General features: G+C 66.7%; 21 protein-coding genes. 10 read left to right on the top strand and 11 right to left on the bottom strand.

All coding sequences use genetic code 11. The annotated features are described in order from the left end of the window. Positions 1-34: 34 nt before the first annotated feature. Both ACTRWB_RS18360 and ACTRWB_RS18355 read right to left on the bottom strand, forming a co-directional pair. Complete coding sequence (locus ACTRWB_RS18360) at positions 35-2,242, bottom strand: TonB-dependent receptor domain-containing protein (protein WP_446902798.1); 2,208 nt, start codon at positions 2,240-2,242, stop codon at positions 35-37. A 117-nt stretch (positions 2,243-2,359) separates the two neighbouring features. Then, positions 2,360-3,331, bottom strand: coding sequence for a helix-turn-helix domain-containing protein (locus ACTRWB_RS18355; protein WP_446902797.1), 972 nt, complete (start codon positions 3,329-3,331; stop codon positions 2,360-2,362). 161 nt (positions 3,332-3,492) lie between these two features. Here ACTRWB_RS18355 and ACTRWB_RS18350 point away from each other — a divergent pair, with 161 nt between their 5' ends. The 5 genes from ACTRWB_RS18350 to ACTRWB_RS18330 all read left to right on the top strand — a co-directional run bounded on the left by ACTRWB_RS18350 (position 3,493) and on the right by ACTRWB_RS18330 (position 8,136). Further along, on the top strand, positions 3,493-4,614 hold the full coding sequence (locus ACTRWB_RS18350; protein ID WP_446902796.1) for an ABC transporter substrate-binding protein: 1,122 nt from the start codon (positions 3,493-3,495) through the stop codon (positions 4,612-4,614). A 22-nt stretch (positions 4,615-4,636) separates the two neighbouring features. Continuing rightward, complete coding sequence (locus ACTRWB_RS18345; protein WP_446902795.1) at positions 4,637-5,557, top strand: alpha/beta hydrolase; 921 nt, start codon at positions 4,637-4,639, stop codon at positions 5,555-5,557. Next, a complete protein-coding gene (locus tag ACTRWB_RS18340) occupies positions 5,554-6,618 on the top strand; it encodes a FecCD family ABC transporter permease (protein WP_129512231.1) in 1,065 nt (354 codons plus the stop codon). Before ACTRWB_RS18345 ends, ACTRWB_RS18340 begins: the two co-directional genes overlap by 4 nt. After that, on the top strand, positions 6,611-7,420 hold the full coding sequence (locus ACTRWB_RS18335; RefSeq protein WP_446902794.1) for an ABC transporter ATP-binding protein: 810 nt from the start codon (positions 6,611-6,613) through the stop codon (positions 7,418-7,420). Before ACTRWB_RS18340 ends, ACTRWB_RS18335 begins: the two co-directional genes overlap by 8 nt. 140 nt (positions 7,421-7,560) lie before the next feature. Next, entirely contained in the window at positions 7,561-8,136 is a 576-nt protein-coding gene (locus ACTRWB_RS18330; protein WP_446902793.1) for a polysaccharide deacetylase family protein, read from the top strand. 20 nt (positions 8,137-8,156) lie between these two features. Here the strand turns inward: ACTRWB_RS18330 and ACTRWB_RS18325 are convergent, their stop codons facing one another. Beyond that, the gene (locus tag ACTRWB_RS18325) at positions 8,157-9,143 is read right to left on the bottom strand and encodes a phosphotransferase (protein ID WP_446902792.1); all 987 of its coding nucleotides are present in this window, start codon (positions 9,141-9,143) and stop codon (positions 8,157-8,159) included. Between ACTRWB_RS18325 and ACTRWB_RS18320 the strand changes: the two genes are divergently transcribed. After that, a complete protein-coding gene (locus tag ACTRWB_RS18320) occupies positions 9,142-9,831 on the top strand; it encodes a cephalosporin hydroxylase family protein (protein ID WP_446902791.1) in 690 nt (229 codons plus the stop codon). The two genes, ACTRWB_RS18325 and ACTRWB_RS18320, sit on opposite strands and share 2 nt — an antisense overlap. On the opposite strand, the gene ACTRWB_RS18315 is transcribed toward ACTRWB_RS18320, so the two are convergent. From ACTRWB_RS18315 to ACTRWB_RS18295, 5 genes are read right to left on the bottom strand one after another with little or no spacing between them, the layout of a single operon-like run. After that, complete coding sequence (locus ACTRWB_RS18315; RefSeq protein WP_446902790.1) at positions 9,788-10,993, bottom strand: glycosyltransferase; 1,206 nt, start codon at positions 10,991-10,993, stop codon at positions 9,788-9,790. The genes ACTRWB_RS18320 and ACTRWB_RS18315 overlap by 44 nt on opposite strands. Before the next feature lie 7 nt (positions 10,994-11,000). Beyond that, positions 11,001-12,062: an asparagine synthase-related protein gene (locus tag ACTRWB_RS18310; RefSeq protein WP_446902789.1), complete on the bottom strand. Its 1,062-nt coding sequence runs from the start codon at positions 12,060-12,062 to the stop codon at positions 11,001-11,003. Beyond that, positions 12,059-12,937, bottom strand: a complete 879-nt coding sequence (locus ACTRWB_RS18305) for a 4Fe-4S cluster-binding domain-containing protein (protein WP_446902788.1) — start codon at positions 12,935-12,937, stop codon at positions 12,059-12,061. Before ACTRWB_RS18305 ends, ACTRWB_RS18310 begins: the two co-directional genes overlap by 4 nt. A gap of 1 nt (position 12,938) precedes the next feature. Then, a complete protein-coding gene (locus ACTRWB_RS18300) occupies positions 12,939-13,931 on the bottom strand; it encodes a phosphotransferase enzyme family protein (protein WP_446902787.1) in 993 nt (330 codons plus the stop codon). Continuing rightward, on the bottom strand, positions 13,932-14,681 hold the full coding sequence (locus tag ACTRWB_RS18295) for an FkbM family methyltransferase (protein ID WP_446902786.1): 750 nt from the start codon (positions 14,679-14,681) through the stop codon (positions 13,932-13,934). A 515-nt stretch (positions 14,682-15,196) separates the two neighbouring features. Between ACTRWB_RS18295 and ACTRWB_RS18290 the strand changes: the two genes are divergently transcribed. Next, entirely contained in the window at positions 15,197-16,507 is a 1,311-nt protein-coding gene (locus tag ACTRWB_RS18290) for a hypothetical protein (protein WP_446902785.1), read from the top strand. Positions 16,508-16,829: 322 nt separating this feature from the next. On the opposite strand, the gene ACTRWB_RS18285 is transcribed toward ACTRWB_RS18290, so the two are convergent. Then, positions 16,830-18,422, bottom strand: a complete 1,593-nt coding sequence (locus ACTRWB_RS18285) for an ABC-F family ATPase (RefSeq protein WP_193098482.1) — start codon at positions 18,420-18,422, stop codon at positions 16,830-16,832. Between the two features lie 172 nt (positions 18,423-18,594). Here ACTRWB_RS18285 and ACTRWB_RS18280 point away from each other — a divergent pair, with 172 nt between their 5' ends. Further along, positions 18,595-19,047, top strand: a complete 453-nt coding sequence (locus ACTRWB_RS18280) for a lipocalin-like domain-containing protein (protein ID WP_193098483.1) — start codon at positions 18,595-18,597, stop codon at positions 19,045-19,047. Between the two features lie 148 nt (positions 19,048-19,195). Here the strand turns inward: ACTRWB_RS18280 and ACTRWB_RS18275 are convergent, their stop codons facing one another. Continuing rightward, positions 19,196-21,490, bottom strand: a complete 2,295-nt coding sequence (locus tag ACTRWB_RS18275) for an AsmA family protein (protein WP_446902784.1) — start codon at positions 21,488-21,490, stop codon at positions 19,196-19,198. 152 nt (positions 21,491-21,642) lie between these two features. Here ACTRWB_RS18275 and ACTRWB_RS18270 point away from each other — a divergent pair, with 152 nt between their 5' ends. Together ACTRWB_RS18270 and ACTRWB_RS18265 are read left to right on the top strand one after the other, a co-directional pair. After that, positions 21,643-22,344: an ABC transporter ATP-binding protein gene (locus ACTRWB_RS18270; protein WP_446902783.1), complete on the top strand. Its 702-nt coding sequence runs from the start codon at positions 21,643-21,645 to the stop codon at positions 22,342-22,344. Beyond that, positions 22,341-23,144 (top strand): ABC transporter permease, encoded by an 804-nt coding sequence (locus tag ACTRWB_RS18265; protein ID WP_126361734.1) that lies wholly within the window; start codon positions 22,341-22,343, stop codon positions 23,142-23,144. Before ACTRWB_RS18270 ends, ACTRWB_RS18265 begins: the two co-directional genes overlap by 4 nt. Before the next feature lie 35 nt (positions 23,145-23,179). On the opposite strand, the gene ACTRWB_RS18260 is transcribed toward ACTRWB_RS18265, so the two are convergent. Further along, on the bottom strand, positions 23,180-23,653 hold the full coding sequence (locus tag ACTRWB_RS18260; RefSeq protein WP_446902782.1) for a PliI family lysozyme inhibitor of I-type lysozyme: 474 nt from the start codon (positions 23,651-23,653) through the stop codon (positions 23,180-23,182). Positions 23,654-23,870: the final 217 nt, after the last annotated feature.

Below are 23,870 nucleotides of genomic sequence, written 5' to 3'. Positions count from 1 at the left end.
TTGAATGAGCCGGCGCGGCGCGCCGGCCATGCCGTCACATTTCGGCGGTCAGGCTCACCGCGATGCGGCGCCCCTGGTCGACGAGCCAGTTGCCGCTCAGCCCGGTCGTGCGCGTGCGATCGTCGATCGGCACCATCTTGTTGGTCAGGTTGAGCACCGCGAAATTGACGGAGAAACGCTTGTCGATCCGGTAGCGCCCGCCGAGATCGAAGGTCGTCGTCGACGGCCGCTCGCGCACGCCCTGCGCGCCGTTGCGGAACGCGGCCCAGTATTCGCTGCCGCTGTAGTTCGCCGCCGCGTAGAGGTCGAGCTTGGCGGTCGGAGTCCAGTCGACCTGCACGTTGAATTTGTGCTTCGGCGTCTTGTCGAGCGGATAACCGTCGAGCGAACTGCCGTTGAACGCCTTCTCGCCGCTGCCCTCGCGGCGCGATTCGGTCAGCGTGTAGGCGCCCGACACCTTCAGCGTGCGCGACAGGCGCGTGCCCGCGCCGATCTCGAGCCCGTACAGCTTGACCCGGTCGATGTTGTCGTACACATAGATGTTGCGGCCCGGCGAGCGCGGATCGGCCTTGCCCGTGTCGTAGCTCGCCACCTTGTTCTTGAACAGGTTGTTGAACAGCGTCAGGCCCGCGTACGTGTCGCCCAGGTCGTAGCGCACGCCGAGCTCCTCGGTCAGGCTCGTCTCCGGCTTGAGATCCGGATTGCCGCACAGCGTGCCGGGCATCGCGCCCGCCGCGCCGCCCGACGTCATGCAGTAGCCGGCCGTGCTCTGACGCAGCGACGGCGGACGGAAACCGGTCGATACGCCGCCGCGCACCGTCCACGCCTTGCCGAGCTGGTACACGCCGTAGATGCGCGGGCTCACGTGGCTGCCGTAGCGGTCGTCGTGATCGAGTCGCACGCCGGTCGTCAGCGTGAAGCGGTCGTTGAAGAAGTAGTCGTTCTCGCCAAACAGCGCCCACGCGTTGCGTGCGACGCGATCCGCATTGACGCCATGCCCTTTCGGCACCGCGTCCTGCACGCTGACGCCCGACAGCCTCGACCAGATGTGCTGGCCACCCACGGTCAGGATGTTGCGCTCGCCCCACCACGGCACGGCAGCCTTGGCCTCGAGAATCGTATCGGTCAGCGCGGGTTTCACTGGCGAACGCCCGGCCGGCGTCCACTGGTCCTGCACGCCGCGCTCGCCGTACAGCGACACCGTCGTGTCGGCGAAGCCCCAGCGGCCGTCGTGCGTGATGCCCCAGTAATCGCGGACATGACGCGTCTCGGTGAGCGCGGTGGCCGCCGTGCGCGGCGTGAGCGGCGCGGCGCTCTTGCCCGGCGTGCTGAGATAGGTGAGCTGCTCGCGCCCGATGTTCACGCTCACGTCCTGGTTGCTCGCGGGTTTCGCGGACAACTTCACGTCGAAGCTGCCGATCCGCTGCCCGTTCGCGCCGCCCGTCCCGCTGTTCGGGTAGTAAATGTTGTCTTCGCCGCGATGCAGGAGACGCCCCGACGCCTGCAGCCCGAGCACGTCGGATTTCAGCGGGCCGCCGAGCCAGAAGTCGACGCTCTGCGTGTCGCCCTGGTTCGATTCGAGCTGCCACACACTGCCGGCCGTGATCGTGCCGCCCCAGCGCTTCGGCACCTTGCGCGTGATCACGTTGATCACGCCGCCCATCGCGTCGGCGCCGTACAGCGACGACATCGGCCCGCGCACCACCTCGATCCGCTCGATCGCGGACAGCGGCGGCATCAGGTTCGACTGCACGCCGGCCGTGCCGCGGTTCATCGTTTCGCGCGTGTTCTGGCGACGGCCGTCGACGAGGATCAGCGTGTACTCGCCCGGCATCCCGCGAATCGAGATGTCCTGGTCGTTCGGCGATGCACCGACGACGCTCACGCCCTCGACGTTGGCGACGATTTCGGCGACCGACGTATACGGCTTCGCCTCGATGTCTTCCCGGCTGATCACCGAAATGCTCGCGGGCGCCTCGCGGATCGCCTGCTCGCGGCGGCTCGCCGTGACGACGACCTCCTTCAGCATGGCCGGATCGGCGGCGGCCTCCGGCGGCGCCGATCCGGCCGGCTTGGCCGGGTCGTCCGGTTTGGCGGTGGCGGATGGAGCAGTGACGGCAGACGCGGCGGCAGGTTCCGCCGCCCGGTCAGGCGTCTGCGCCCACGCGCACGACGCCCCCATCAGATACAGGCCGGCAACGACGACCGGCTTCAATGCAAGGCTTGCAGCTTGACTCGACATGGTGGCGCTTTCGATGTTTCAAAATGTGATTGATTCTCATTTACATTATGAAACATGTAATCAACCGAAATCTTTGCGTAAGCATCGAAGTCGTTTGAGCGCCGTCGCCGGCCGTCGTCAGCGCCGGTCGCTGCGTCGCGCGAGCGTCGGTGTGACGCCGAAGCGGCGCTTGTAGGCCGTCGCGAAGTTCGCGGCGCTCGTGTAGCCGGCCAGCGCCGCGGCCTGCTTGACGCTCACGGCATCGCGCTCGAGCGCGAGCCGCGCGCGCTGCAGATGATGTTCGCGGACGAAGTCGAACACGGTCGTGCCGTAGGCCGCGCGGAACTGGCGCTGCATCGCGTTCGCGCTCATCCCGGCGTGCCGTGCGATGTCGTCGAGCGACAGTTCCTGCGCCGCATCGCTCGCGAGGAACGCGCGCAGCTCGGCCATCCGGCGAAAGTCGCGCGACCCGAGCGACGCGTCCGACGCCTGCGCCGCATCGCTCTCGAGCGGCGTGAACGCCTCGGCGAGCAGTTCGAGCACGCGGCTTTCGAGATAGATCGCCTGCAGCATCGGCTGATAGGCCGGCGGCCGCACGATCTGCTCGGCGAGCGCCGTCGCGCGCGGCGTCGGCTGCCAGAAGCGGATCGCGAGATGCGCGGACAGCATCGCGCCGAGCTGTTCCGGCAGGACGCCGCGGCTGGCCTCCTGCAGATGGCCGAGCCATTCGCCCGACATCGCGAGGCTCAGCCGCCGCGCGTAACCGCCCTTGCTGAGCCGCCTGCGGAACGTGTCCGGCTCGGTCGCGTTGAGCAGGAACGACTGCATCCGCACCGCGGGCCGCGCGGTTTCGCGGTCCACGCGGCCGGTGCGTCGCCCGTCGGTCGTCAACACCACGCGCCGGTCGCCGTACGACACGTCGAGCGCACCCTCGAGCAACAGCACGAGATGCAGGCCCGGTGAACACTGCCCCGACATCACGGCGTCGAATTCGTCCGTTGCATCGTCCGAATGGATCCGCAACCCGGGCCGCACCTCGCGGATCCGCGCGACGTGCGCATCGTGTCGATAGCGATCGGAATGGGAAGCGGCTGGCGTCAGCGCTGTCATGTCGTCATACCCCCGCGTGCGGGCCTCTTGCGCCCGCACAAACTATTTTGGTGTTCGATCAAACGGCCGATACCCCTGTCATGGCCTCGGCTCGGCTACAATTAAATGAGAATTGTTCTCATTTATATCGTATCGGGAGTCGCGTGAAAAAGACAAGCGGAATGTGGGCCATGCTGGGCGTATGGCTGTGCGGCTGGCTCGTGATCCATGCCGCTCGGGCGGACACGACGACCGTCACCGACCTGGCCGGGCGGCAGGTCCGGATTCCCGCGCGCGTCGAGCGCGTGCTGCTCGGCGAGGGCCGCCTGTTGCCGGCGCTGGCGGTGGTCGACGGCGACGATCCGACGCGCCGCCTCGTGGGCATGATGGGGGATTTCGAGCAACTCGATCCCGCGAGCTACGCGCAATGGCTCGCGCGCTTCCCCCGCCTGAAGGATGTGCCGCGCATCGGACGCTCGCAGTCCGGCAGCTTCAGCGACGAGCGCGCGCTCGCGCTGCGCCCGCAGGTCGCGATCTTCGGGCTCGGCGGCGGCCACGGCCCCGGCGAGCGCGATCGTGAAACGCTCGCGCGGCTCGAGGCGGCCGGCGTCGCGATCGTGTTCGTCGACTTCCGGCACGACCCGCTCGCCAACACGCCGCGCAGCATCGCGCTGCTCGGACAGGTACTCGGCTCGCCGCAGCGCGCGACGGAATTCAACACGTACTGGCAGCAGCAACTCGACCTGGTCCGCACGCGGCTCGCGACCGCCCGCCCCGCCGCGCCGAGCGTGTTCCTCGAAAGCCGTGTCGGCCTGTCGGGCGACTGCTGCGACACGATGACCGGCATGATGGGCCACCTGCTCGACGCCGCCGGCGGCAACAACGTCGCGAAAGGCCGCGTGCCCGGCGAGCACGGCACGCTGAACCCCGAATACCTGCTGAGCCGCCAGCCCGATTTCTACATCGGCACCGCGATCGGCTCGCTCCAGACGCTGCCAAGCGCGCCGCAGCGCATCGCGCTCGGCGCCGGCGTGCCGCGCGACGCCGCCGTCCGCTCGCTCGACCGTTCGCTGAAGCGCCCGCAGATCGCGCCGCTGCGCGCGGTCCGCGAGCGGCGCGCGTATGCGATCTGGCATCACTTCTACAATTCGCCGTTCAACGTCGTCGCCGTGCAGGCGATGGCCAAGTGGCTGCATCCGGCGCTGTTCGCCGATCTCGATCCGCGTGCCACGTTCGACACGATGGTGCGACGCTTCCAGCCCATTGCGCTGCAAGGCGAATACTGGGTGCAGGAAGGGTCCTGACATGCGGATGCCCGCCTCCTCCATGCGCCGCTCCCTGCTCGTCGCCGGCTTGGCCGGCCCGCTCGGCGGCCGGCTCGCGCCCGCGTGTGCCGCCGATACGCCTGCGTGGCCCGACCTCGACGCCGCGCCGCCGGTCTTCGTGCCGAACAGCCGCCAGTTCGACGTGACGATCGCCGGCCGCACGCGGCGTCTGTTCGTCGCGTTGCCGGCCGAGCGTTCCGGCTCGGCGCCCCATCCGGTGCTCACCGTGCTCGACGGCAATGCGCTGTTCCCGCTCGCGGCGCAACTCACCCGCAATCGCCGCGCGCGGCCGGACGGCACGCGCGACGCGGAGGCCGTCGTGATCGGCATCGGCTATCCGGTCGATGGGCCCTACGACATGGCCGCGCGCGCGGACGACTACACGCTCGCGCCGTTGCCGAACGGGCGCGGCGTCGTCGCGGACCGCTTTCTCGACTTCATCGAGCACGACGTGCAGCCGTGGCTCGCCCGCCAGCTGCCGGTCGATCCCGAGCGGCAGACGCTGTTCGGCCACTCGTACGGCGGCCTGCTGACGCTGTACGCGATGCTCACGCGTGCGCACCTGTTTCGGCGCTACGTGGCGGCAAGCCCGTCGATCTGGTGGGGCGAGCGCATGCTGCTGCCGTATGCCGACCGGTTCGCCGCGCAAGCCGCCCCGCTCGCACCGCCGCTGCGCGTCCTCGTGACCGCAGGCAGCCTCGAGGAAGGTGCACCGAACCCCGACGCCGAACGGATGCGCCGCCAGCAGGCACGCAAGCAGGTCAGTTCCGCCCGCGACTTCGTCGCGCGGGTGGGCGGCCGCCCAGGGCTCGACGCCGCGTTCCGGCTGATCGACGGCGAAGATCACGGCGGCGTCGTGCTGCCGAGCCTCGCGCTTGCGTCACGCGTGGTTTTCGAGCCCGCATCCGGAGCGGCCACATGAGCACGACGACACCCGTTTCACCCCCGTCGCTGCGACTTCGCTACCGCGCGGTCGCCGCGCGGCGTGTCGGTGCGCTGGCCGCGCTCGCAGGCGTGCTCGTCGCGCTGCTCGTCGTCGACATCTCGACCGGCCCGTCGCCGTTCCCGGTCGCCGACCTGCTCGGCGGGCTGTTCCGCCCCGACGGGCTGCCGCTCGAACAGCGCGTGATCCTGTGGGACGTGCGCCTGCCGTATGCGCTGATGGCCGTGCTCGTCGGCGCGTCGCTCGGGTTCGCCGGCGCCGAAATGCAGACCGTGCTGAACAACCCGCTCGCGAGCCCGTTCACACTCGGCATGTCGGCCGCCGCGAGTGTCGGCGCATCGCTCGTCGTGATTTCCGGCTGGCACCTGGTGCTGTGGAACGAGAACGTCGCGCTGTCGCTCGGCGCGTTCGCGTGCGCGAGCGCCGCGACGCTGCTGATCGTCTGGCTCGCGTGGCGCCACGGCGCGACGACCGAGACCGTCGTGCTGTTCGGCATCGGCCTGATGTTCAGCTTCGAGGCCCTGCTGTGGCTGCTGCAGTTCATCGCCGACGCGAATGCGTTGCAGCAGATCGTGTTCTGGAGCATGGGCAGCCTGGCGCGCGCGACATGGGGCAAGATCCTGCTTCTGACCTGCGTATTCGCCGCCTGCACGCTGTGGGCGAGCGTCGACGTCGCGTCGTTGACGGCGCTGCGCGCCGGCGACGAGCAGGCGCGCAGCATGGGCATCGCGGTCGAGCGGCTGCGGCTCGTCGCGCTCGCGCGCATCAGCCTGCTGTCCGCGACGGCGCTGTCGTTCGTCGGCACGATCGGTTTCGTCGGCCTCGTCGGGCCGCACGTCGCGCGGCTGCTGGTCGGCGACGAGCATCGCTACTACCTGCCGGGCGCGGCGCTCGCCGGCGCGATCATGCTGGCCGGCGCATCCGTGCTCAGCAAGACGCTGATCCCCGGCGTGACGCTACCGATCGGCATCATCACCGCGCTGGTCGGCGTGCCGCTGTTCATGCTGCTCGTCAGCCGGCGCAGGAGGCTCGATGGCTGAGCCGATGCTGCAACTCGACGCGCTGTGCGTCCGCTACGGCACCCGGGTCGTGCTCGACGGGCTGTCGCTCGCGCCGGTCGAGCCGGGCACGACGATCGGGCTGCTCGGGCCGAACGGCGTCGGCAAGTCGACGCTGCTGCGCGCGCTGGCGCGGCTCGCGTCCGCGACCGGTCGCGCGGCATTCGGCAGCTTCGACCTGCTGTCCGGGTCGCGCCGCGAGCACACGCGGCAGGTCGGTTATCTGCCGCAGACCTTGCCGCAACCGTCGTCGCTGCTCGTCTACGAAGCCGTGCGCAGCGCGTTGCGCGCCACCTGCGGCGGCCTGTCCGACGCGACGCACGACCGGCGTTTGCAACAGGTGTTCACGCGGCTGCGGCTGCACCCGCTGGCGATGTCGCCGCTCGACCGGTTGTCGGGCGGCCAGCGGCAGATGGTCGGGCTCGCGCAGGTGCTCGTGCGCGACACGCCGCTGCTGCTGCTCGACGAACCGACCAGCGCGCTCGACCTGCGCTGGCAATTGCTCGCGCTGGAGGCGGTCGGCGACGCGGCCCGCCGGCGCGGCGCGATCGTGCTGGTCGCGATGCACGACCTGAATCTCGCATCGCGTTTCTGCGACCGGCTCGTGCTGCTGAGTGCCGACGGACTCGTCGCGGACGGCGCACCGGCCGACGTGCTGACGCCGCCGAACCTGCGGCGCGCGTACCGCGTCGATGCAAGGGTCGAGCGCACGGCGTCGGGCGATTACGTTGCGCTGGCGGAGCGGGCGATTCCGGACGAGCCGGCGCTTGCTTGCGACGCGTGAGCGATTCAACGCTTGAGCGCGGGCGGGGTCGGCCGGCCGCGTTGTGCCCGCATGCTTCCGCTCACTGACGAGGCTCGACCGGTCAGCCGCCGGATTGCGCTATCGTTCAGGTTCCACTCACACGACGCGCCCTCCAAGCGATGTCCATACGCCTCAGTTTCGACGACGGCCCGGGCCCGTCGACGCCGCCCTTGCTCGACGTCCTGCGCGATGCCTCGTGCAAGGTGACCTTCTTCCTGCTCGGCCAGAACCTGGCGGGCGCGCTCGACGTCGCGGCGAGAATGGCGCACGAGGGTCATCGGCTCGGCAATCACACCCATTCGCACGCACGACCGGGCGCGCTGCCGGACGACGTGTTGATCGACGAAATCGAGGCGACCGACGCGTTGATTCGCGAAGCCTATCGCCGGGCCGGCATTCCCGCACCGGACGCGATCCCGCTGCGCCTTCCTTACGGACTGATGCCGCAGGACAATCGCGCCGGGGTGCTCGCGCGGCTGCGGCGCGAACACACGGGCTGGACCGCGATACTGGACGACTGGCAGCGGCCGGCACCGTCGCCCCAGGCGCTGTGCGACGCGATGTGCGCACATGTCGACGCCAGCGCGGCACAGCATCGCGACGTGCTGTTCTGCATGCACGACGGATCGCGGCATGGCGAAGCTCGGCCCAATACGGTCGAAGCCGTGCGCCTGTTCCTGAATCTCCGGGACTGACGCAGGGCGACCTGCCCGCTTCAGGGCGTCGCACCATCCAGCAACTGCCGCCAGCCACCGAGAAATCCGATGCCGGGCCCCGGCATCCACAGACCGCGCTGTGCGGCTTCCAGATGGATCAGTGTCTGGTCCGCGCAGAACAGGGCCATCAACGCATCGCGGTTGTCGCGCATCCAGTCCGGCGCAGCATCGCGCCGCGTCGCCGCATAGGCCTGCAGCCCCGCCTCCCATCGTTGCGCATCGAATACGAAGCGATCGTCCCTGCCCGCATCGCGCGACAGCGCGAACAGCGCAAAGGCCGTCTCGAGCCACTGCGCGCCCTGCCCGACATCGTCGAAATCGAGCACGCCATTCACCGCGTGGCCCACATACAGCAGGTTGCCCGCGTGATAGTCGCCGTGCAGCCAATGCACCGGCCCCGTCAACCAGCGTGCCGCGGCGTCGAGATGCGCGCCGATCCGCCGGATCATCGTGTCGTAATGGCTGCTCAAGTCGGCCGGCAACGACGGCATCGCACGTGCCGAGACGCGCGAATGACGCGCCGACAGCCACGCCAGCGGCGCGGATTCGCTCGCGGGGATCGCCGCCAGCGCCGCATGCAGATGCGCGAGCGCGCGCATCGCATCGATCGCGCCCGCCTGCGCATCGTCGGGCAAGCCGGGATTGCCGTCGATATGCTCGAACAGATGCAGCCAGCTTCCGTCGGGCGCCTGCACACCGGATTGCGCGTCCACGGTCGGCTGCAATCGCGGCAACGCGGGCAGCATCGGCGCGGTGCGCGAGCGGCCGAGATGGCCGAGTATCGACGCCTCGCGATGCACCTGCTCGACCGGTTTGCCGGACCACGACACGCGCAGCACCGCGCGCGCCCCATCGCACTCGACGAGATACGTTTTGTTAGTATGGCCCGACGACAGCGCCTGCATGCGCGCCGGCCTGAGGTTCCAGTGCCGGTGAAGCCAGGATTCCAGCGTTTTCACGTCACTCCTACTCGTTGCATTGACCATGTCAGAGCGTCCTTCGGCCCGCATGCGGGACATCAACATCGAATGGCTGACGCGCGCTGCCGAATTCGACCATCTGTTCCAGACGCGCTGGCTCGGCGAGCGCTTCTTCCACCTGCCCGGCGACATGCTCGCGCTCCAGGAACTGATCTGGCGCACGCGCCCCGACTGCATCGTGCAGACCGGCATCGCGGCGGGCGGCGGTGTCGTGTTCTCCGCGTCGATGCTGGAACTGGCGGGCGATCACGGCCGCGTCGTCGCCATCGAACCGCGCCTGCGCGACGAGGTCAGGCAACGCCTGCAATCGCACCGGCTCGCCCATCGCATGGTGCTGATCGAAGGCGAATCGTGCGCGGCCGACACGCTCGCATCGGTGCGCGCGCAGATCGGCGACGGCGCGCGCGTGATGGCAATCCTCGATCTCACGCATACCCACGCACACGTGCTGCGCGAACTCGAATGCTATGCGCCACTCGTGACGCCCGGCAGCTACGCGATCGTGATGGATACCATCATGGAGTACCTGCCGGCATCGATGTTCGACGGCAAGCCGTACGGCAAAGGCAACAACCCGGCCACGGCCGCGCACGAATTTCTCGCCCGCGACGCACGCTTCGAAGTCGACGAGGACATCGAGGACCGCGTGCTCATGACGCTGTCGCCAGGCGGCTTCCTGAAGCGAGTGCGCTGATCAGGCGCGCGGCCTGCGCCGAGCCGTCGCGCGCGTAGCTCGCGCGGATTCTCGCCGCATGCTCGCGCAACGAACCGGGACGCAACAGGCGTTCAAGCGCATCGGCGATGTCCGTCACGCCAGCCTGCTGCAGATCCAGCACGCATCCGGCGCCTGCCCGCTCGACGAAGTGCGCGGAATGGAACTGGTCGTTGCAGAACGGCGACAGCAGCATCGGCACGCCGCACGCGAGCGACTCCATCACCGAATTCGCGCCGCCGTGGCTGACGAACGCGTGCGTGCGCTGCAGCAGCGCCAGTTGCGGCACATAACGCACCGCGACGACGCGCTCGTCACCGGCCGGCAGCAGATCCGAATCAACCAGTTCGCCCACCGACAGCACCAGTTGCGCCGACGTCGCGCGCGTCGCGTCGATGACCTTCGCGAACACGTCCGGGTGGTAGTAAAGCTGGCTGCCGAGCGACATATAGACGAGCGGGCGATCCGCATCGAGGCGTTCCCACGGAAACGCCGTCTCGTCGCCGCGCGGGCCGGACGGCAGCGCGGGGCCAACCAGTTCGACACCGGGCGGCGGCGCACCGACCAGCGCGTCGGTCGTGAACGCGAGCGTCAGATGCGGCGACAGGATGTCGCAACCGCGAAAACGCGCGTCGAGGCCGTAGCGCGCGAACAGGCGCGTGCGTTCCGGTGCGAGCCAGCGCACCGTGCGCAGCAGCTCCGAATCGAGATCGTCCGGCAACACCGGATTCAGCGAATTGGACATCGAGACCCACGGCAGCCCTTCCAGCTCGGCCGCAATCGCCGCCGCATAGAGCAGCGGATCGATCACGACCACGTCCGGCTGCCATTCGCGCAGGACCGCGCGGATACCGTCGACCTGCGCGGGCGCGAGGTCGATCAGCAGCGTGCGAATCCAGTGCCGCAGCCAGTCGGCATCGCGAATGTTCGCGGCGAAGCTCGCGCCGCGCGACAGGTCGTGGCGTTCGGGCGTCTCGCGCGGCCCGACGAAGGCGAAATCGCCAGCGCCATCGAGCTGCGCGCTGATGTCGGCCGGTGCATAGAACGCGACGTCGCAGCCGGCGGCGCGCAGATGCTGGGCCGGGCCGATACAGGGATTGACGTGCCCCTTCTCGGGCACCACGCAGAACAGGATGCGTTTCATGAGCGGCTCAGGTTGGGCGATGCGCGGCATCGCGATGATCGAAGTGATCGAGGATCAGCATCAGCGTCGTCCACAGCACGCGTTCGGTATCCGCGTGCAGCGTGGGCGCGGCAAGACCGAGCGTGTCGGCCAGCGCGCACGCGCGGTCGCGATCGAGCAGTTTCGTGAGGTCCATCGCCGGCGCGAGCCGCCCGCGCTTGGGGCCGTGCACGAGACGGTCCGGCAGGTTCAGGCGCGCACCCAGATCGCGCAGGCATTGTTTGTTCAGGTCGGGTTCGATACTCGTCAGATGCGCGACGACCGCAGCGTCGACAAACGGCGGATGCAGGTCGACCGACGCCGCATCGAACAACGCATGGCACAGCGGCAGGTAGTTGGCCGACCGGTCGCGGCGCAACACCTGATCCGCGCCGTCGCCGGTAATGGCCACCTCGATGCCGTCCGCGGCCATCGCCTCGGCCAGCAGCAGCTTCGCGACCGGATGCAGGTTGAACATAGGCTCCTCGACCGCATGGGTCGTTCGCGGCAGCGCGGCCACGAAATCGGCCTCGTTCGCGCGCACGATCTTCACCGTCGCCTGCATCTGCTCAGCCAGTTCGAGCGCCGCGTCGCGTTCGCAATAGTCCGGCATGTCGGTCGCGAGGATGTAGGACGTCACGTGCCGCTGCGCGCCGAGTTCGCGCAGCAACGCGAGCAGCAGCGCCGAATCGAGCCCGCCGCTCAGCGCCAGCGCGACGCGCTTGCCGCTGTCGAGCGCGCGCTGCAGCGATGCGCGCAGCACGGTTTCCAGATCGGCGCGCTGCGGCCGTTCCGGTGCCGGCTGCACCGCGAGACCTTGCGGCGAACGGATCAGCGCATGGCCGGGCGGCACGGCGAGCACGTCGCGCAGCACGGTGCGGTCGACGGGACGCTCACCGCTCAGGTAGCCCGCGATGGCGGCCGTGTCCGGCGCGCCGGCCGGTTGCCCCGACGCATGCAGGACGGCCCGGATGCCGGATGCCGACACGCCGCTGCGCGGATGGTAGTGCAGGCGATCGAAACCGAACAGGTCGCGTGTGCCGACGATCATGGATAACGGGCCTTCAAGGTGTCCACTTCAATGCGTTTGAGGATGCGATGCGGCGCCACCGGCGCGCTGCCGCCCTGGCAATGCAGGCACGCTTCGAGCGGCGCCTCGCGTTGCAGATAGGCCAGCATCGCGTCGAGCATGTCCGCGTCGTCGCGCAGCGGCAGGCCGTCGGACCGGAAATCCTTCTCGCCCTTGTAGAGCGTATGGAAATGGGCCGGACGCGTGCAGGTGTAGAACATGCCGTCGCGAATCATATGGCAGCGCTCGCGGATCCAGCAATCGTGATAGAGACGCTGCGCGTCGTCGCGGTCCGTGCCGGGCTGTGCGCGATTCATCGTCGTGAACACGTCCTGCACCTTCCAGTTCAGGCGCACATCGAAGCGTGCGGCCTGGTGCTCGACATGCGCGATCAGGTCGGGCGAAAGCGACGGTTTCGGGTAACGCGAGATCGTCAGCGCATCCACCGCCTGCCAGAACGCGTCGGACATCTCGCCGAGCTTCAGGCCGTTCGTCGTGACGGAGATCACCGGCGCGATACCCGTGTCGCGCACGCGCTCGATGAGTTCGACGAGCGCCGGGTGCAGCAGCGGCTCGCCGCCGACCAACTTGAAAACGCGCGGGCTCAGGACCTTCGCGGCCTTGCGCAGATCGGCCTCGACCGAAGCGGGGCTCGCATACCACTCGGGCAGCAGCGGCGACAGCGAACAGCATTCCGCGCAGGTCAGGTTGCAGTGATCGACGATATGCGCTTCCAGCGAGCGCGTCCTCACGCGCCCGTCTTCGACGCGGTAATCGCGGTCCAGCGGCGGCGGAAAGACATGCTGTCGCTCGCCGGACGGCGTCGGATTCGAAACCCGGTTCAGATTCGCATTCACTTCAGCTTCCTGCCTGCACGCAACGGGAAAAGAAATCGACGAGACGGTCGCGCGCGTCCACCATCGCGGACGCCATCGTCACCGCGCCGCTCAGGTGCGCGGCGAAGCGCGACGGATCGTCGAGCCAGCCTTGTACGACCCACAGCTTGAGCGCGTGCTGCAGACACGCGGCATCGACCGCCCACGCGATACGCGCCGGATTCACCGGCCGCACCCGCCGATACGCGAGCACGAAGGCTTCCGCGAGGTGCGGCGCCTCCAGCGGCAGATGGTTCAGGCAACGCACCAGCTCGTATTCGCGCGGCGCGCCGATCGCCGCTTCCCAATCGAGGATGAGCGGCGGCGACGTGCTCGTGAACAGATAGTTGAACTGGTTGTAGTCGTTGTGGATCGGATGCTGCGGATCGTCGGCGGGAAACGCTTCGATGCTGCCCGGATAATAACGATCGAGCATGCGCAGTGCGAGCTCGACATAACAACGCAGGTTCGCCGCGCCGTCGTTCGAGCGCGCGCGATCCATCGCGTCCAGCAGGCTGCGGCGCACCGCATCCGCATCGATCGCGGTCAGCCGCGCGCCGATCGTGTCGAGCGACGGCAGATGAAGCCGCTCGAGACTCAGATGCAACGCGGCCAGGCTCGCGCCGAGCGCATCCCACTCGGCCGGCGAAAACGTATCGTAGGTTCTGAACTGTCCGGCTTCCCAGTGCGTCAGCATCGCGTGCGAGCCCGCGCCCGTCCATAGCGGTGCGCCGGCCGTCGTGCGCTTCAGCGTCTGCACACGAAAGCGGGCATAGTCGTGCGTCTCGAAATGCGCGAGGACGGTGGCTTCCTTGGCCGCGCGCGCTTGATGTTCAAGTGCATAGAGCTTGATCGCGACACCGCCATCATCGGCCGGCAGATGCCAGACACGTTCGCCGACCTGACGCGGCGATCCGCTTCGGCCAAGCGCATAGGCGTCGCGAATTTCGTCGAAGGTGGCGGCGAGCGGGCCCATTCAGATGTGCTCGGCCGGCCCGTGCCGATACGGATGGCCGCTCAGGAACGTGTTGTGGCCGACGTAGCGCAGCTTGTACATCGCCGGCCGGAACAGCACCGACGGATCGTTGTTCGCGATGCCGAGCAGCGGATACAGATCCTGCCGCACGAAGAACGCGTTGTTGCCCATGTCGTCGCAGCAGACGAGTTCATAACCCTTCTGCCGACCAAGGTGCACGAGCGAATCGAGGCTCGCGCCGTAATAGGTCGACCCGTCCCATTCGTGGTCCGGATTGAAGCACATGACCCAGCGCTCAGGCGACGTGTAGTACGGGTTGTATTCGATCACGACGATGCGCGGCTGAAACGCTTGCAGCCCGCGCCACACCCAGTAGTCGTTGCCGTCGATATCGATCGACAGCAGGTCGAAGTCGGCCGGCGTGTTCGCGTCGGCGAGCAACGCGTCGATCGTGTCGGGCTGGACGCGGTCATGGTGCAGGTGCACGCGCTCCGCGCCCGCGTAGTGGGCTGCAAGCTTGCCGAACCGGTATGCGCTGCCTTCCACCAGCACGCCGGCCCAATCCTGTTCGCGCAGCAGCCGCGCGGTGTTGCTGTTGCGCAGGCCGTCGCTCGCGCCGATGTCGACGCAGAAGCGGTTGACCGGCGCGATCCGCTCCATCAGCCGCGCCAGGATGCTTTCCTCGGTGCCCTGCGCATACAGGCTTGGCGCAAGGCCGGACAGGTCGAGCGGGAGAGGATGGTCCTGCATCGAGGGGCGGCTCCGGGTCGGGATGGGGATTGGAGGTTCGAGATTGGCGTTCGGTGGGTAATTTACCCGAAGTCAATTGACCAGAGGAAACTGCGGAGCAATGGGCGGCCCAGCGAGAGGCCATCAACCACCGGAAGCCTCGTGTGAAGCTCCCTACCCTCGTTGGAGACCTCTCTGCACGGTACATCAGAGCCCCCCGGCCGCCGGAATGTCGAATGGGGTCGTTGGATATGCCGGCGCTTTATCTGCAACGAGAAGAAGCTATGCGCCGTGCCAACCTCGAAGCTCGACAAGCCGCATTTGGTCGAATGGCGCGATCCTCCGCGCCGACGATTTGGCGAAGAAGGTAGATTGACTCTCGAGGCCACCTCGCAGGCGAACGGGGTGACTTCTGCGGACTACCCCCATATTGCCTGAGACACCGTCTACAGCTTGCCAAATTTCCCAGAGCGAGTTGAAATATCTTTACGCCAGCCCCGACCGGTCCCGGCCCGACTGCACTGAAAAGGAAAACAATGAGCGCAACCCCGTTAGCCGACCGCCTGCGAAACGCAAAAGAAAAGTGGGAAACATATATTCCAAATCTACCCGAGAATGTTCCGGGACAAGGAAACCTCCAAATACCAAAAGGAACCATTACTTCATGGTTTTCCATCGTAATTGCTGGCGTCGAACGCACCGAGCAAATTGACGTAGACCCCGGACTTAAATCCATTTATTGGCAAGGCATCGAAAACGCGGTCAACAGCATAGACAATCATCTCAATACTGCAGCGCAAAGTGGTCCTACTTGGTTGCAACAGACAACAAACACGCTCCAGTCTTTCCTTTGGTCAATTCGATCTACTCTGCCATGGCTCTTGCCTCTACCTCCAGATATAGACTTTGGCAATCGCCTGCCGCGCATTACGGAATTGGAGGGGCAAGCACGCGAAATTATCGCAGTCTCAGCAAGAGCGAGCGAAGCGGAGAGCAAGCTAGCTGCATTGCTATCAAACGCCGAGTCAATGCAAGCAGAACTATCCGTACTTGCGGAGAAGGTAGTCGGCTATGAACGCGCAGCACAGACTTCGAATACTACTGCAGCAGCAAGTGCTACGGCATCCGAGGCAGAGAAGCAAAGGGTTGACGCCCACGTACAAGAGTTGGATGAGGCCGTTACCAAACAGCATGAACTCTTCGAATATTTTGAGAAGAAGCGAGCCGAAGTAGATGCAACGTTACAGGGTGCCAGCCGGGTTGCTTTGGCCAAATCCTTCGAGGATCGGCGCAAGGAACTAACAAAAATCCAGTACTTTTGGGCTGGGTTTTTCTTCATCGGGATCTGTACACTAACTGGAGTTGGAATTTACCTAGGAATCGGTGTCTTGCAAGAGGCGAAGGCTGCAACCGCTGCTGTCGCCGCCGCCCCGGCTGCCGCTTCGACGACGTCGGTGGCTGCCGCTGCCGCAAGCGTCAAAGCAAGTCAATCCAACTTGCTATTCTCGCTATTGCGCTTCTTGATTCTCGCGCCTGTTGTATGGTTTACTTGGTTCGCAGCAAGACAGTATGGTCACAGTCAACGACTCGGCGAAGATTACGCCTTCAAATCTGCAGCAGCGCATGCATACGTCGGATACAAAGAAGAAATGGACGGCGACGAGCAGATGATCAAGATGCTACGCGAATATGCAGTAAAGAATTTTGGAGAAAATCCAATTCGCGTTCTATCCAAAAATGAACCCGCATCCCCGCTTCATGACATTTTCGATAAGATATTAAACAAATCCAGCCCGGATAAACTCATCGATTTAATAAAAGAGGCTCTCGATAAGGCGAAGAATTGATCAAATCCCATTAAACATTAATCATAATCTCCATGCGAGCGGCCAGTTGCTCCGGCGAAGCTCGCTTGTGAACCTCTTTGTCCACCCGATCGACTCCTAGAGCCCGCCCCTGGAGCCCCAGATACTCGAGACTTGCATAAGAAAAGACCCACACCGACATATCGCCAGTGTGGGTCTTTTGCTTTCAGGTGATCCCACCCTACACGCTCGCTACCGAACCTCCTAAAATGCCGTGCGCCGCGCCTTCGATTGTCCCGCCGGGACAATTCCGCGGGTCAATCCGGAACACATGAACGGTGGTCTCAGGACAAACTAAGCGCAATTACTCCTGCCCCTGGCTCGTCAGGAATTCTTCGTAGTTACCGCCGAAGTCGAACAACGTACCGTCCGTGCGCACCTCGATGATCCGGTTCGCCAGCCCGCTCACGAATTCGCGGTCGTGCGACACGAAGATCAGCGTGCCTTCGAACTGCTCGAGCGCGATCTGCAGCGACTCGATCGACTCCATGTCCATGTGGTTGGTCGGCTCGTCCATCAGCAGCACGTTGTGGCGGCCGAGCATCAGCTTGCCCCAGATCATGCGGCCCTTCTCGCCGCCCGACAGCACCTTCACCGACTTCTTGATGTCGTCCGACGAGAACAGCAGGCGGCCGAGCGTGCCGCGCACCATCGTTTCGTCGTCGCCATCCTTGCGGTACTGGTCGATCCAGTCCATCAGCGTGATGTCGTTCGGGAACTCCTCGTACGTGTCCTGCGGCATGTAGCCGACATTCGCGTTCTCGGACCACTTCACCGTGCCGTGTTCGAGCGCGAGCGCGCCGAGCAGCGAACGCAGCAGCGTGGTCTTGCCCGCGCCGTTCTCGCCGATGATCGCGATACGCTCGCCCGGCTGCACCGACAGGTTGAAGTTCTGGAAGATCGTGCGCTCGTACTTCTTCGTGATGTCTTCAGCGACCACCGCGACGTTGTGCAGCTTCTTCTCGAACTCGAAGCGGATGAACGGGTTCTGCCGCGACGACGGCTTGAAATCCTCGATCTTGATCTTGTCGATCTGCTTCGCGCGGCTCGTCGCCTGACGCGCCTTCGACTTGTTCGCCGAGAAGCGGCGCACGAAGTCCTGCAGTTCCGCGACACGCTCCTTGGCGCGGGTGTTCGCCGCGGCCTGGCGCTCGCGCGCCTGCGCCGACGCGAGCATGTAGTCGTCGTAGTTGCCCGGCCAGACCTTCAGCGTACCGAAGTCCATGTCGGCCATGTGCGTGCACACCGAGTTCAGGAAGTGACGATCGTGCGAGATGATGATCATCGTCGAGTTGTACTCGTTGAGCATGCTCTCCAGCCAACGAATCGAGTTGATGTCGAGGTTGTTGGTCGGTTCGTCGAGCAGCAGCACGTCAGGCTTCGAGAACAGCGCCTGCGCGAGCAGCACGCGCAGCTTCCAGCCCGGCGCGACGTCGCTCATCGTGCCGCTGTGGAACTTCTCCTCGATGCCGATGCCGAGCAGCAGCGCACCCGCGCGCGCTTCGGCGTCGTAACCGCCGTATTCGGCGAACTTGCTCTCGAGCTCGGCCGCGTGCATGTAGTCGTCGTCGGTGGCTTCCGGGTTCGCGTAAATCGCGTCACGCTCGGTCATTGCGGCCCACATCTCGGTGTGGCCCATCATCACGACGTCGAGCACGCGCACGTCTTCGTACGCGAACTGGTCCTGGCGCAGCTTGCCGAGACGGACGTTCGGCTCCAGCGCGACGTTGCCGGCGCTCGGCTCGAGGTCGCTGCCGAGGATCTTCATGAACGTCGACTTGCCACAGCCGTTCGCGCCGATCAGACCATAGCGGTTGCCCTCGCCGAATTTGACCGAGATGTTCTCGAACAGGGGCTTTGGCCCGAATTGCATCGTGATGTTGGCAGTAGAAAGCACGGCAGGTCCCGTTAAAGGATAAATCGACGGAAAACCGTGTATTTTAGCAGGTGTCGGAGAAACTGCCGACCATGCCGTTCCGACAGCGCATTCCGACCCCTGGTCCGCCGCCCGGCGGCCCGCCAACACGACGGCACGCGCCCCACCGCCGTCTTACTGGATGGAATCCCGCATGCTTGCCAGCCAGCTTCGCGAACAACTCGTCGGCGCATGGCGCCTCGTGTCCTACGAAGTCCGCCCGCGCGACGGCAGCGCGGTCGCCTACCCGCTCGGTCGCGACGTGCGCGGCTGGATTCTCTACACACCGGACGGCTACATGTCCGCCCAGCTGATGGCAGCCGGTCGGCCGCCTTACGCGAACGGCGACCTGCACGGCGGCACCGCCGACGAGTGTGCGACCGCCGCGCGCGGCTACGTCGCCTATTCCGGCCCCTTTCATGTCGACGACGACGGCACGCTGACCCACGAAATGGACGTCAGCCTGTTCCCGAACTGGATCGGCAACGTGCAGCAGCGGGTCGCCGTGCTTGACGGCGATCGCCTGCAACTCGGCACCGCCGCCCCGGCGCGGATCGACGGCCGGGAAGTCGACGCCGTGCTGCACTGGGCGCGCGCGGGCCGCTGACACGCCCGCTGGCGGTCGCAACGGTCGCCGGATCGGCGCGACCGGGCGGCTGGCCGTTGCGCGCACACGCCGCGTGCGGCGTGCGGCGCGGCTGCGTTGCGCAAACGCGCCTCGCGCTCGCCGGGCGACGAGCGCGCACATCCGCACATCACTTGCCGGCCTTCATGGCCGCCTTCTGCGCGACCTTCTCCTTCATCTGCCCGAACAGTTCCGAGCACGGCACGTCCCGGTTGTTGCTCGGCGCGATCAGCGGGATCAGCGCCGCGAACGGGTTGATCAGCCCGAGCCCGATCATCGCGCCGGCACGCAGCGCGAGCGCGCCCGCATCGACGCCGACGTTCGGGTTCTTGAACGTGCCCTTCGCATACAGCGGCGAGCGCAGCGAGAAGATCCGGAAGCCCTTCGTATGCGGATGGATCTTCAGGTCGAGCGTTTCGTCGCGCAGGCTGATCGGGCCATCGACGTTGATCAGCGCGTCGTCCGTATCGAGCGCGAACACCTTCGGGTCGAGAATGCCGTTGGTCGCGACGAAATCGATCGCCGCGCAGTTGATCTTCACGTCGTTGTTGCCGAACAGCTTCTCGTAGACGACGTTCGCCACGTTCAGCCCCGCCGCTTCCATCAGCAGGCGGCTGATGCGTCCGTCGGTCACGAGCGCCTTCACTTCGCCGTTCGACGTCGCGGCCAGCGCGGCCGGCGAATTGCCGGTCGCCGACAGCGACGCGTCGCCGTTGATCTCGCCGAGCGCCGACTGCATGACCTTCTGCGCAGGGAACAGCTGCTTGAGCTTCAGGTGACGCGCGGCCACCGTGAAGCGGCCCTTCAGCGGCGCGCCGCTGCCGTCGAGGTGCGCGGTCGTCGCGAGCGTGCCGCCCGCGACGCCGAACTGCAGCGGTTCGAGCGACAGCACGCCGTCCTGCATCACGATGTGCGTGTACAAGTTCGTGATCGGCAGGTCCGAACTCTTGACCAGCTTGCGGCCCGTGAACTTGACGTCCGCGTCGAGCGCGCGCCAGCGGTCGGTACGGAACGTCTCGACCGGCAGCACGCGGCCCGACGGCTGGCGTGTCGTGTCACCGCGCTGCGCCTTGCTCGCGGCCGTGTCCGCACCGATCACCGGCGCGAGATCGGCGAACTGCAGCAGGTTCGACACGAGTTCGCCCGACAGCTTCGGCCGCGGCTCGCGCTGCTCGTACACCAGCGTGCCGCCGAGATCGCTGCCGCCGACGCGGCCGTTGAAGTTCTCGTAGCGGAATGTGCTCGCGCGCCGCTTGAAGTTGCCGATCAGCCGCCCTTCGGTCGCGTAAGGCGGCGTGTCGGGCAGCGTGATGCCGGTGAGTTGGTAAAGGTGCGACATCGACGTGCCCTGCAGCCACAGCCGCAGGTCGATCGCCGCGAGATGCGTCGGGTCGGTCAGCGTGCCGACGATCGCGAGCCGCGTGTCGCCGGCCTTCACGTCAGCCTGCAGCGGGAACGGCCGCGACGTGTCCTGGATCGCCAGCACGCCGCCGAGCTTGCCGGTACCGCTGATCGGCACGTTCTTGTAGCGGCCGTCGACCTTCAGTCCGAACGCATAGGTCGGGCCGGACGGCTTCGCCGGCGCCGCGGCACCGCTTGCGCCGGACGCGACAGCGGCCGTCGATGCGGAAGCGGCAGACGGGGCAGACGATGCTGAAGCCGAAGCGACCGAAGACGCAGCCGAAGCGCCTGCGGACGACGCCGCACTCGCCGCCTGTGCCGCGGATGCGCTCGACGCGGCTTCTGCGTTGGCCTTCGCGCTCAACTGCGCGGCGCCGTGCTTGCCGACCCGCTGCGCGGACGCCGCACGCGACGTCTGTTCCTGCTCCTTCAGCACGTCGCCGAGCGGAATCGGCTGCCCGAGCGTATCGATCGCGACGGTCAGGTCGGCCTTCGTGATCGCGTCGCGATACGTGACGGTGCCCTTCGCGAAGCCGAAGCTGTCGAGCCGTACCTTCCACGGCGACGGCTGTGACGATTGCTTGAACTGGAAGGTCCACGTATTGCGGCCGTCGGCGAGTCGCTCGAGGTCGACAGCGGGATTCTCGATGTCGATCGACGGAATCACGATCTCGTGCGCGAGCAGCGGCAGGATCGCGAGATCGAAGTGCGCGGCATCGAGCGTGACGAACTTGGGCGTCTTCGCCCAGTCGGGGTTGCCGATCTCGAGCTGCGTGGCCGAAAAGCTCGGCCAGGGCACCCATGCGCGCCAGCCGGTCTCGCCGTCGGGGCGACGCCAGCCGACCTTCAGGTCGCCGTTGATCGCGAACGGGCGGCCGAGTGCCGCACTCACCTGTTCGTTGACCCACGGCTTCGCGCGGTTCCAGTCGAACGTGAAAAGAAAGACGCCGGCCGCCGCGATGAGCACCGCGACGATACCGACGATCCATGCAGCCGATTTGCCGATGGCTCGGGTTAGCGTCATGGCGGTTCCGTTGTTGTTCTGAAGTGTTGCCGCATCATGCCGGGCCGCGTGCGTGGACGAACGGCGCACGACACTCGCGGCTTTTCAATCGGTATTATGACGCACGCCATGGTGACGTTTCGGCGCCGTTAACGCTTTTTTTCATTTGTGACATGACAGCCCCCACCGGCCTCATCGATGCGCAGCGCATTACGCGGCGCGACGCCAGCAGCGGCAAGACCCTGCTCGCCCCGACCGATTTCAGCCTCGCAGCCGGATCGCGACTTGCCATCACGGGCCCGTCCGGGTCGGGCAAGAGCGTGCTGCTGCGCGCGCTCGCGCTGCTCGACCCGCTCGACGGCGGCCACATCCTGTGGCGCGGCAGCCGGATCCGGCGCAGCGCGATCCCGCGCTACCGGCGCAGCGTCGCGTACGTGCGCCAGCGCCCCGCGCAAATGGACGGCACCGTCGAAGCGCAATTGCGCTATCCGTATTCGCTCGCGATCTATCGCGACGTCGCGTTCGATCGCGCGCGCGCCGAAGCACTCGCCGCGCAGGCCGGCCGCGGCCCCGACTTTCTCGACAAGCGCGCGAGCGACCTGTCGGGCGGCGAAGCGCAGATCACGGCACTGCTGCGCGTGCTGCAGCTCGATCCCGACGTGCTGCTGCTCGACGAGCCGACCTCCGCGCTCGATCCCGAATCGGCACGCGCGATCGAGGCGCTCGTCGGCGCATGGTTCGACGCGGCGCCCGACGCACGCGCATACATGTGGATCTCGCACGATCCGGCGCAGGCCGCGCGGATCGGCACGATGCGGCTCGTCATGCAGGCCGGCGTACTGCATGTCGCGAACCCGACGGAGGCTGCGCAATGAGCCCGGCACTGCAGGACCTGAGTCTCGTCGACGTCGGCATTGCCGCCGCGCTCGTCGCAGTCAACGGCGCGATCTCGGCCGCACTGTCGCTCGGCCTCGGCCGCAAGCTCGCGCTCGCGGCGGTGCGCACCGTCGTCCAGTTGCTCGCGATCGGTTACGTGCTCGGCTGGGTGTTCGGTCATCCTCACTGGTACGTCGTGCTGCCGCTCACTGCGCTGATGACGCTGATTGCCGGCTTCGCCGGCGCGGGACGCGGCAAGCGCACGTACCGCGGCCAGCGCATCGACAGCATCGCGTCGATCTGGTTCAGCAGCTGGTTCGTCGCGGCGGTCGGCCTGTTCGTCGTGATCCGCATCCATCCGTGGTTCGCGCCGCAATACGCGATTCCGATCCTCGGGATGATTCTCGGCAATACGCTGACAGGCGTGTCGCTCGGCGTCGAGCGGATGATGGAAGAACTCACGGCCCGCCGCGACCGCGTCGAGACCGCGCTCGCGCTGGGCGCGACGCGCTGGGAAGCCGCGCAGGACGCCGCGCGCCAGGCCGTGCGCGCGGGCATGCTGCCGACGCTGAACCAGATGGCCGTCGTCGGCGTCGTGAGCCTGCCGGGGATGATGACGGGCCAGGTGCTGGCCGGCCAGTCGCCGCTGCAGGCCGTGCGCTACCAGATCGTGATCATGTTCCTGATTGCCGCGGCCTCCGCGCTCGGCACGGTCGGCGCGGTGCTGATGACCTATCGCCGGCTGTTCTCGGCCGATCACCGCTTTCTCGCGGCACGGCTAGAAGAGCGCGCGCACTGACACGCAACAGCGCCGCGCGAAGCGCGATTGCGTAGTCAGCGCGCAGCGCGGCGCTTGCCGATCGCCTGCCGCAACGCCGCCGCGATGTCCGCGCCGGGCGCGAGCCCGTCGACCGATGCGACGAGCCGCACCGCGCGCGGCGTCGTCACATACGCCTGCGCGCCGACATAACCGCCGCTGCCAGCCGAACGTGTCGTCACGACGAGCGCCTGCGGCGCCCGCGCGCCGAGGTCGGCCGTAAACGCGTCGGCGATCGTGCCATCGCGCGCATGCAGCACGCCCGTCACGTAATCGTCGGTATCGAAGCCGGGCGCGGCATGCGCGGTCGAATACACGCGCACCGCGTAGCTGCCGGTCGAGCACGGTTCGAGCGCGCCGCTCGACACGACCGCCACCTGCTGCCGCGACGGCAGCTCGACCTTCTTCACGAAACTGCAATCGTCGGCCGCCTGCGCGTGCGCGGCGACGAACGCAGCAGCGGACAGCAGCATGCGCATTCGGAATTTCATCGGGATTTCGTTACAGGAAGGTGATGATGTGGCCGAGCATAGCGTGACATCCGCATGACGTCACGCAAGCCGTCACGAACCGCCGACGCGCGGCGAACGGTGCAATACCGTTGTCGCCGCACTGTCAGTACCGCGAAGCAGGTCGCGGGAAAGCATCGTGACGGCGGCACGCAACGGTCACGTGCCGCCCTGCTTGTCACGCCATTCGAATCCGTTG

This window comes from Burkholderia sp. YIM B11467, from assembly GCF_052952715.1.
This window is presented reverse-complemented; position numbering and strand designations above follow the sequence as displayed.

Coding starts and splice junctions, on each gene's coding strand:
- ACTRWB_RS18360 (WP_446902798.1), bottom strand. CDS start 2,242: ATGTCGAGTCAAGCTGCAAGCCTTGCATTGAAGCCGGTCGTCGTTGCC.
- ACTRWB_RS18355 (WP_446902797.1), bottom strand. CDS start 3,331: ATGACAGCGCTGACGCCAGCCGCTTCCCATTCCGATCGCTATCGACAC.
- ACTRWB_RS18350 (WP_446902796.1), top strand. CDS start 3,493: ATGTGGGCCATGCTGGGCGTATGGCTGTGCGGCTGGCTCGTGATCCAT.
- ACTRWB_RS18345 (WP_446902795.1), top strand. CDS start 4,637: ATGCGCCGCTCCCTGCTCGTCGCCGGCTTGGCCGGCCCGCTCGGCGGC.
- ACTRWB_RS18340 (WP_129512231.1), top strand. CDS start 5,554: ATGAGCACGACGACACCCGTTTCACCCCCGTCGCTGCGACTTCGCTAC.
- ACTRWB_RS18335 (WP_446902794.1), top strand. CDS start 6,611: ATGGCTGAGCCGATGCTGCAACTCGACGCGCTGTGCGTCCGCTACGGC.
- ACTRWB_RS18330 (WP_446902793.1), top strand. CDS start 7,561: ATGTCCATACGCCTCAGTTTCGACGACGGCCCGGGCCCGTCGACGCCG.
- ACTRWB_RS18320 (WP_446902791.1), top strand. CDS start 9,142: ATGTCAGAGCGTCCTTCGGCCCGCATGCGGGACATCAACATCGAATGG.
- ACTRWB_RS18325 (WP_446902792.1), bottom strand. CDS start 9,143: ATGGTCAATGCAACGAGTAGGAGTGACGTGAAAACGCTGGAATCCTGG.
- ACTRWB_RS18315 (WP_446902790.1), bottom strand. CDS start 10,993: ATGAAACGCATCCTGTTCTGCGTGGTGCCCGAGAAGGGGCACGTCAAT.
- ACTRWB_RS18310 (WP_446902789.1), bottom strand. CDS start 12,062: ATGATCGTCGGCACACGCGACCTGTTCGGTTTCGATCGCCTGCACTAC.
- ACTRWB_RS18300 (WP_446902787.1), bottom strand. CDS start 13,931: ATGGGCCCGCTCGCCGCCACCTTCGACGAAATTCGCGACGCCTATGCG.
- ACTRWB_RS18295 (WP_446902786.1), bottom strand. CDS start 14,681: ATGCAGGACCATCCTCTCCCGCTCGACCTGTCCGGCCTTGCGCCAAGC.
- ACTRWB_RS18290 (WP_446902785.1), top strand. CDS start 15,197: ATGAGCGCAACCCCGTTAGCCGACCGCCTGCGAAACGCAAAAGAAAAG.
- ACTRWB_RS18280 (WP_193098483.1), top strand. CDS start 18,595: ATGCTTGCCAGCCAGCTTCGCGAACAACTCGTCGGCGCATGGCGCCTC.
- ACTRWB_RS18275 (WP_446902784.1), bottom strand. CDS start 21,490: ATGACGCTAACCCGAGCCATCGGCAAATCGGCTGCATGGATCGTCGGT.
- ACTRWB_RS18270 (WP_446902783.1), top strand. CDS start 21,643: ATGACAGCCCCCACCGGCCTCATCGATGCGCAGCGCATTACGCGGCGC.
- ACTRWB_RS18265 (WP_126361734.1), top strand. CDS start 22,341: ATGAGCCCGGCACTGCAGGACCTGAGTCTCGTCGACGTCGGCATTGCC.
- ACTRWB_RS18260 (WP_446902782.1), bottom strand. CDS start 23,653: ATGAAATTCCGAATGCGCATGCTGCTGTCCGCTGCTGCGTTCGTCGCC.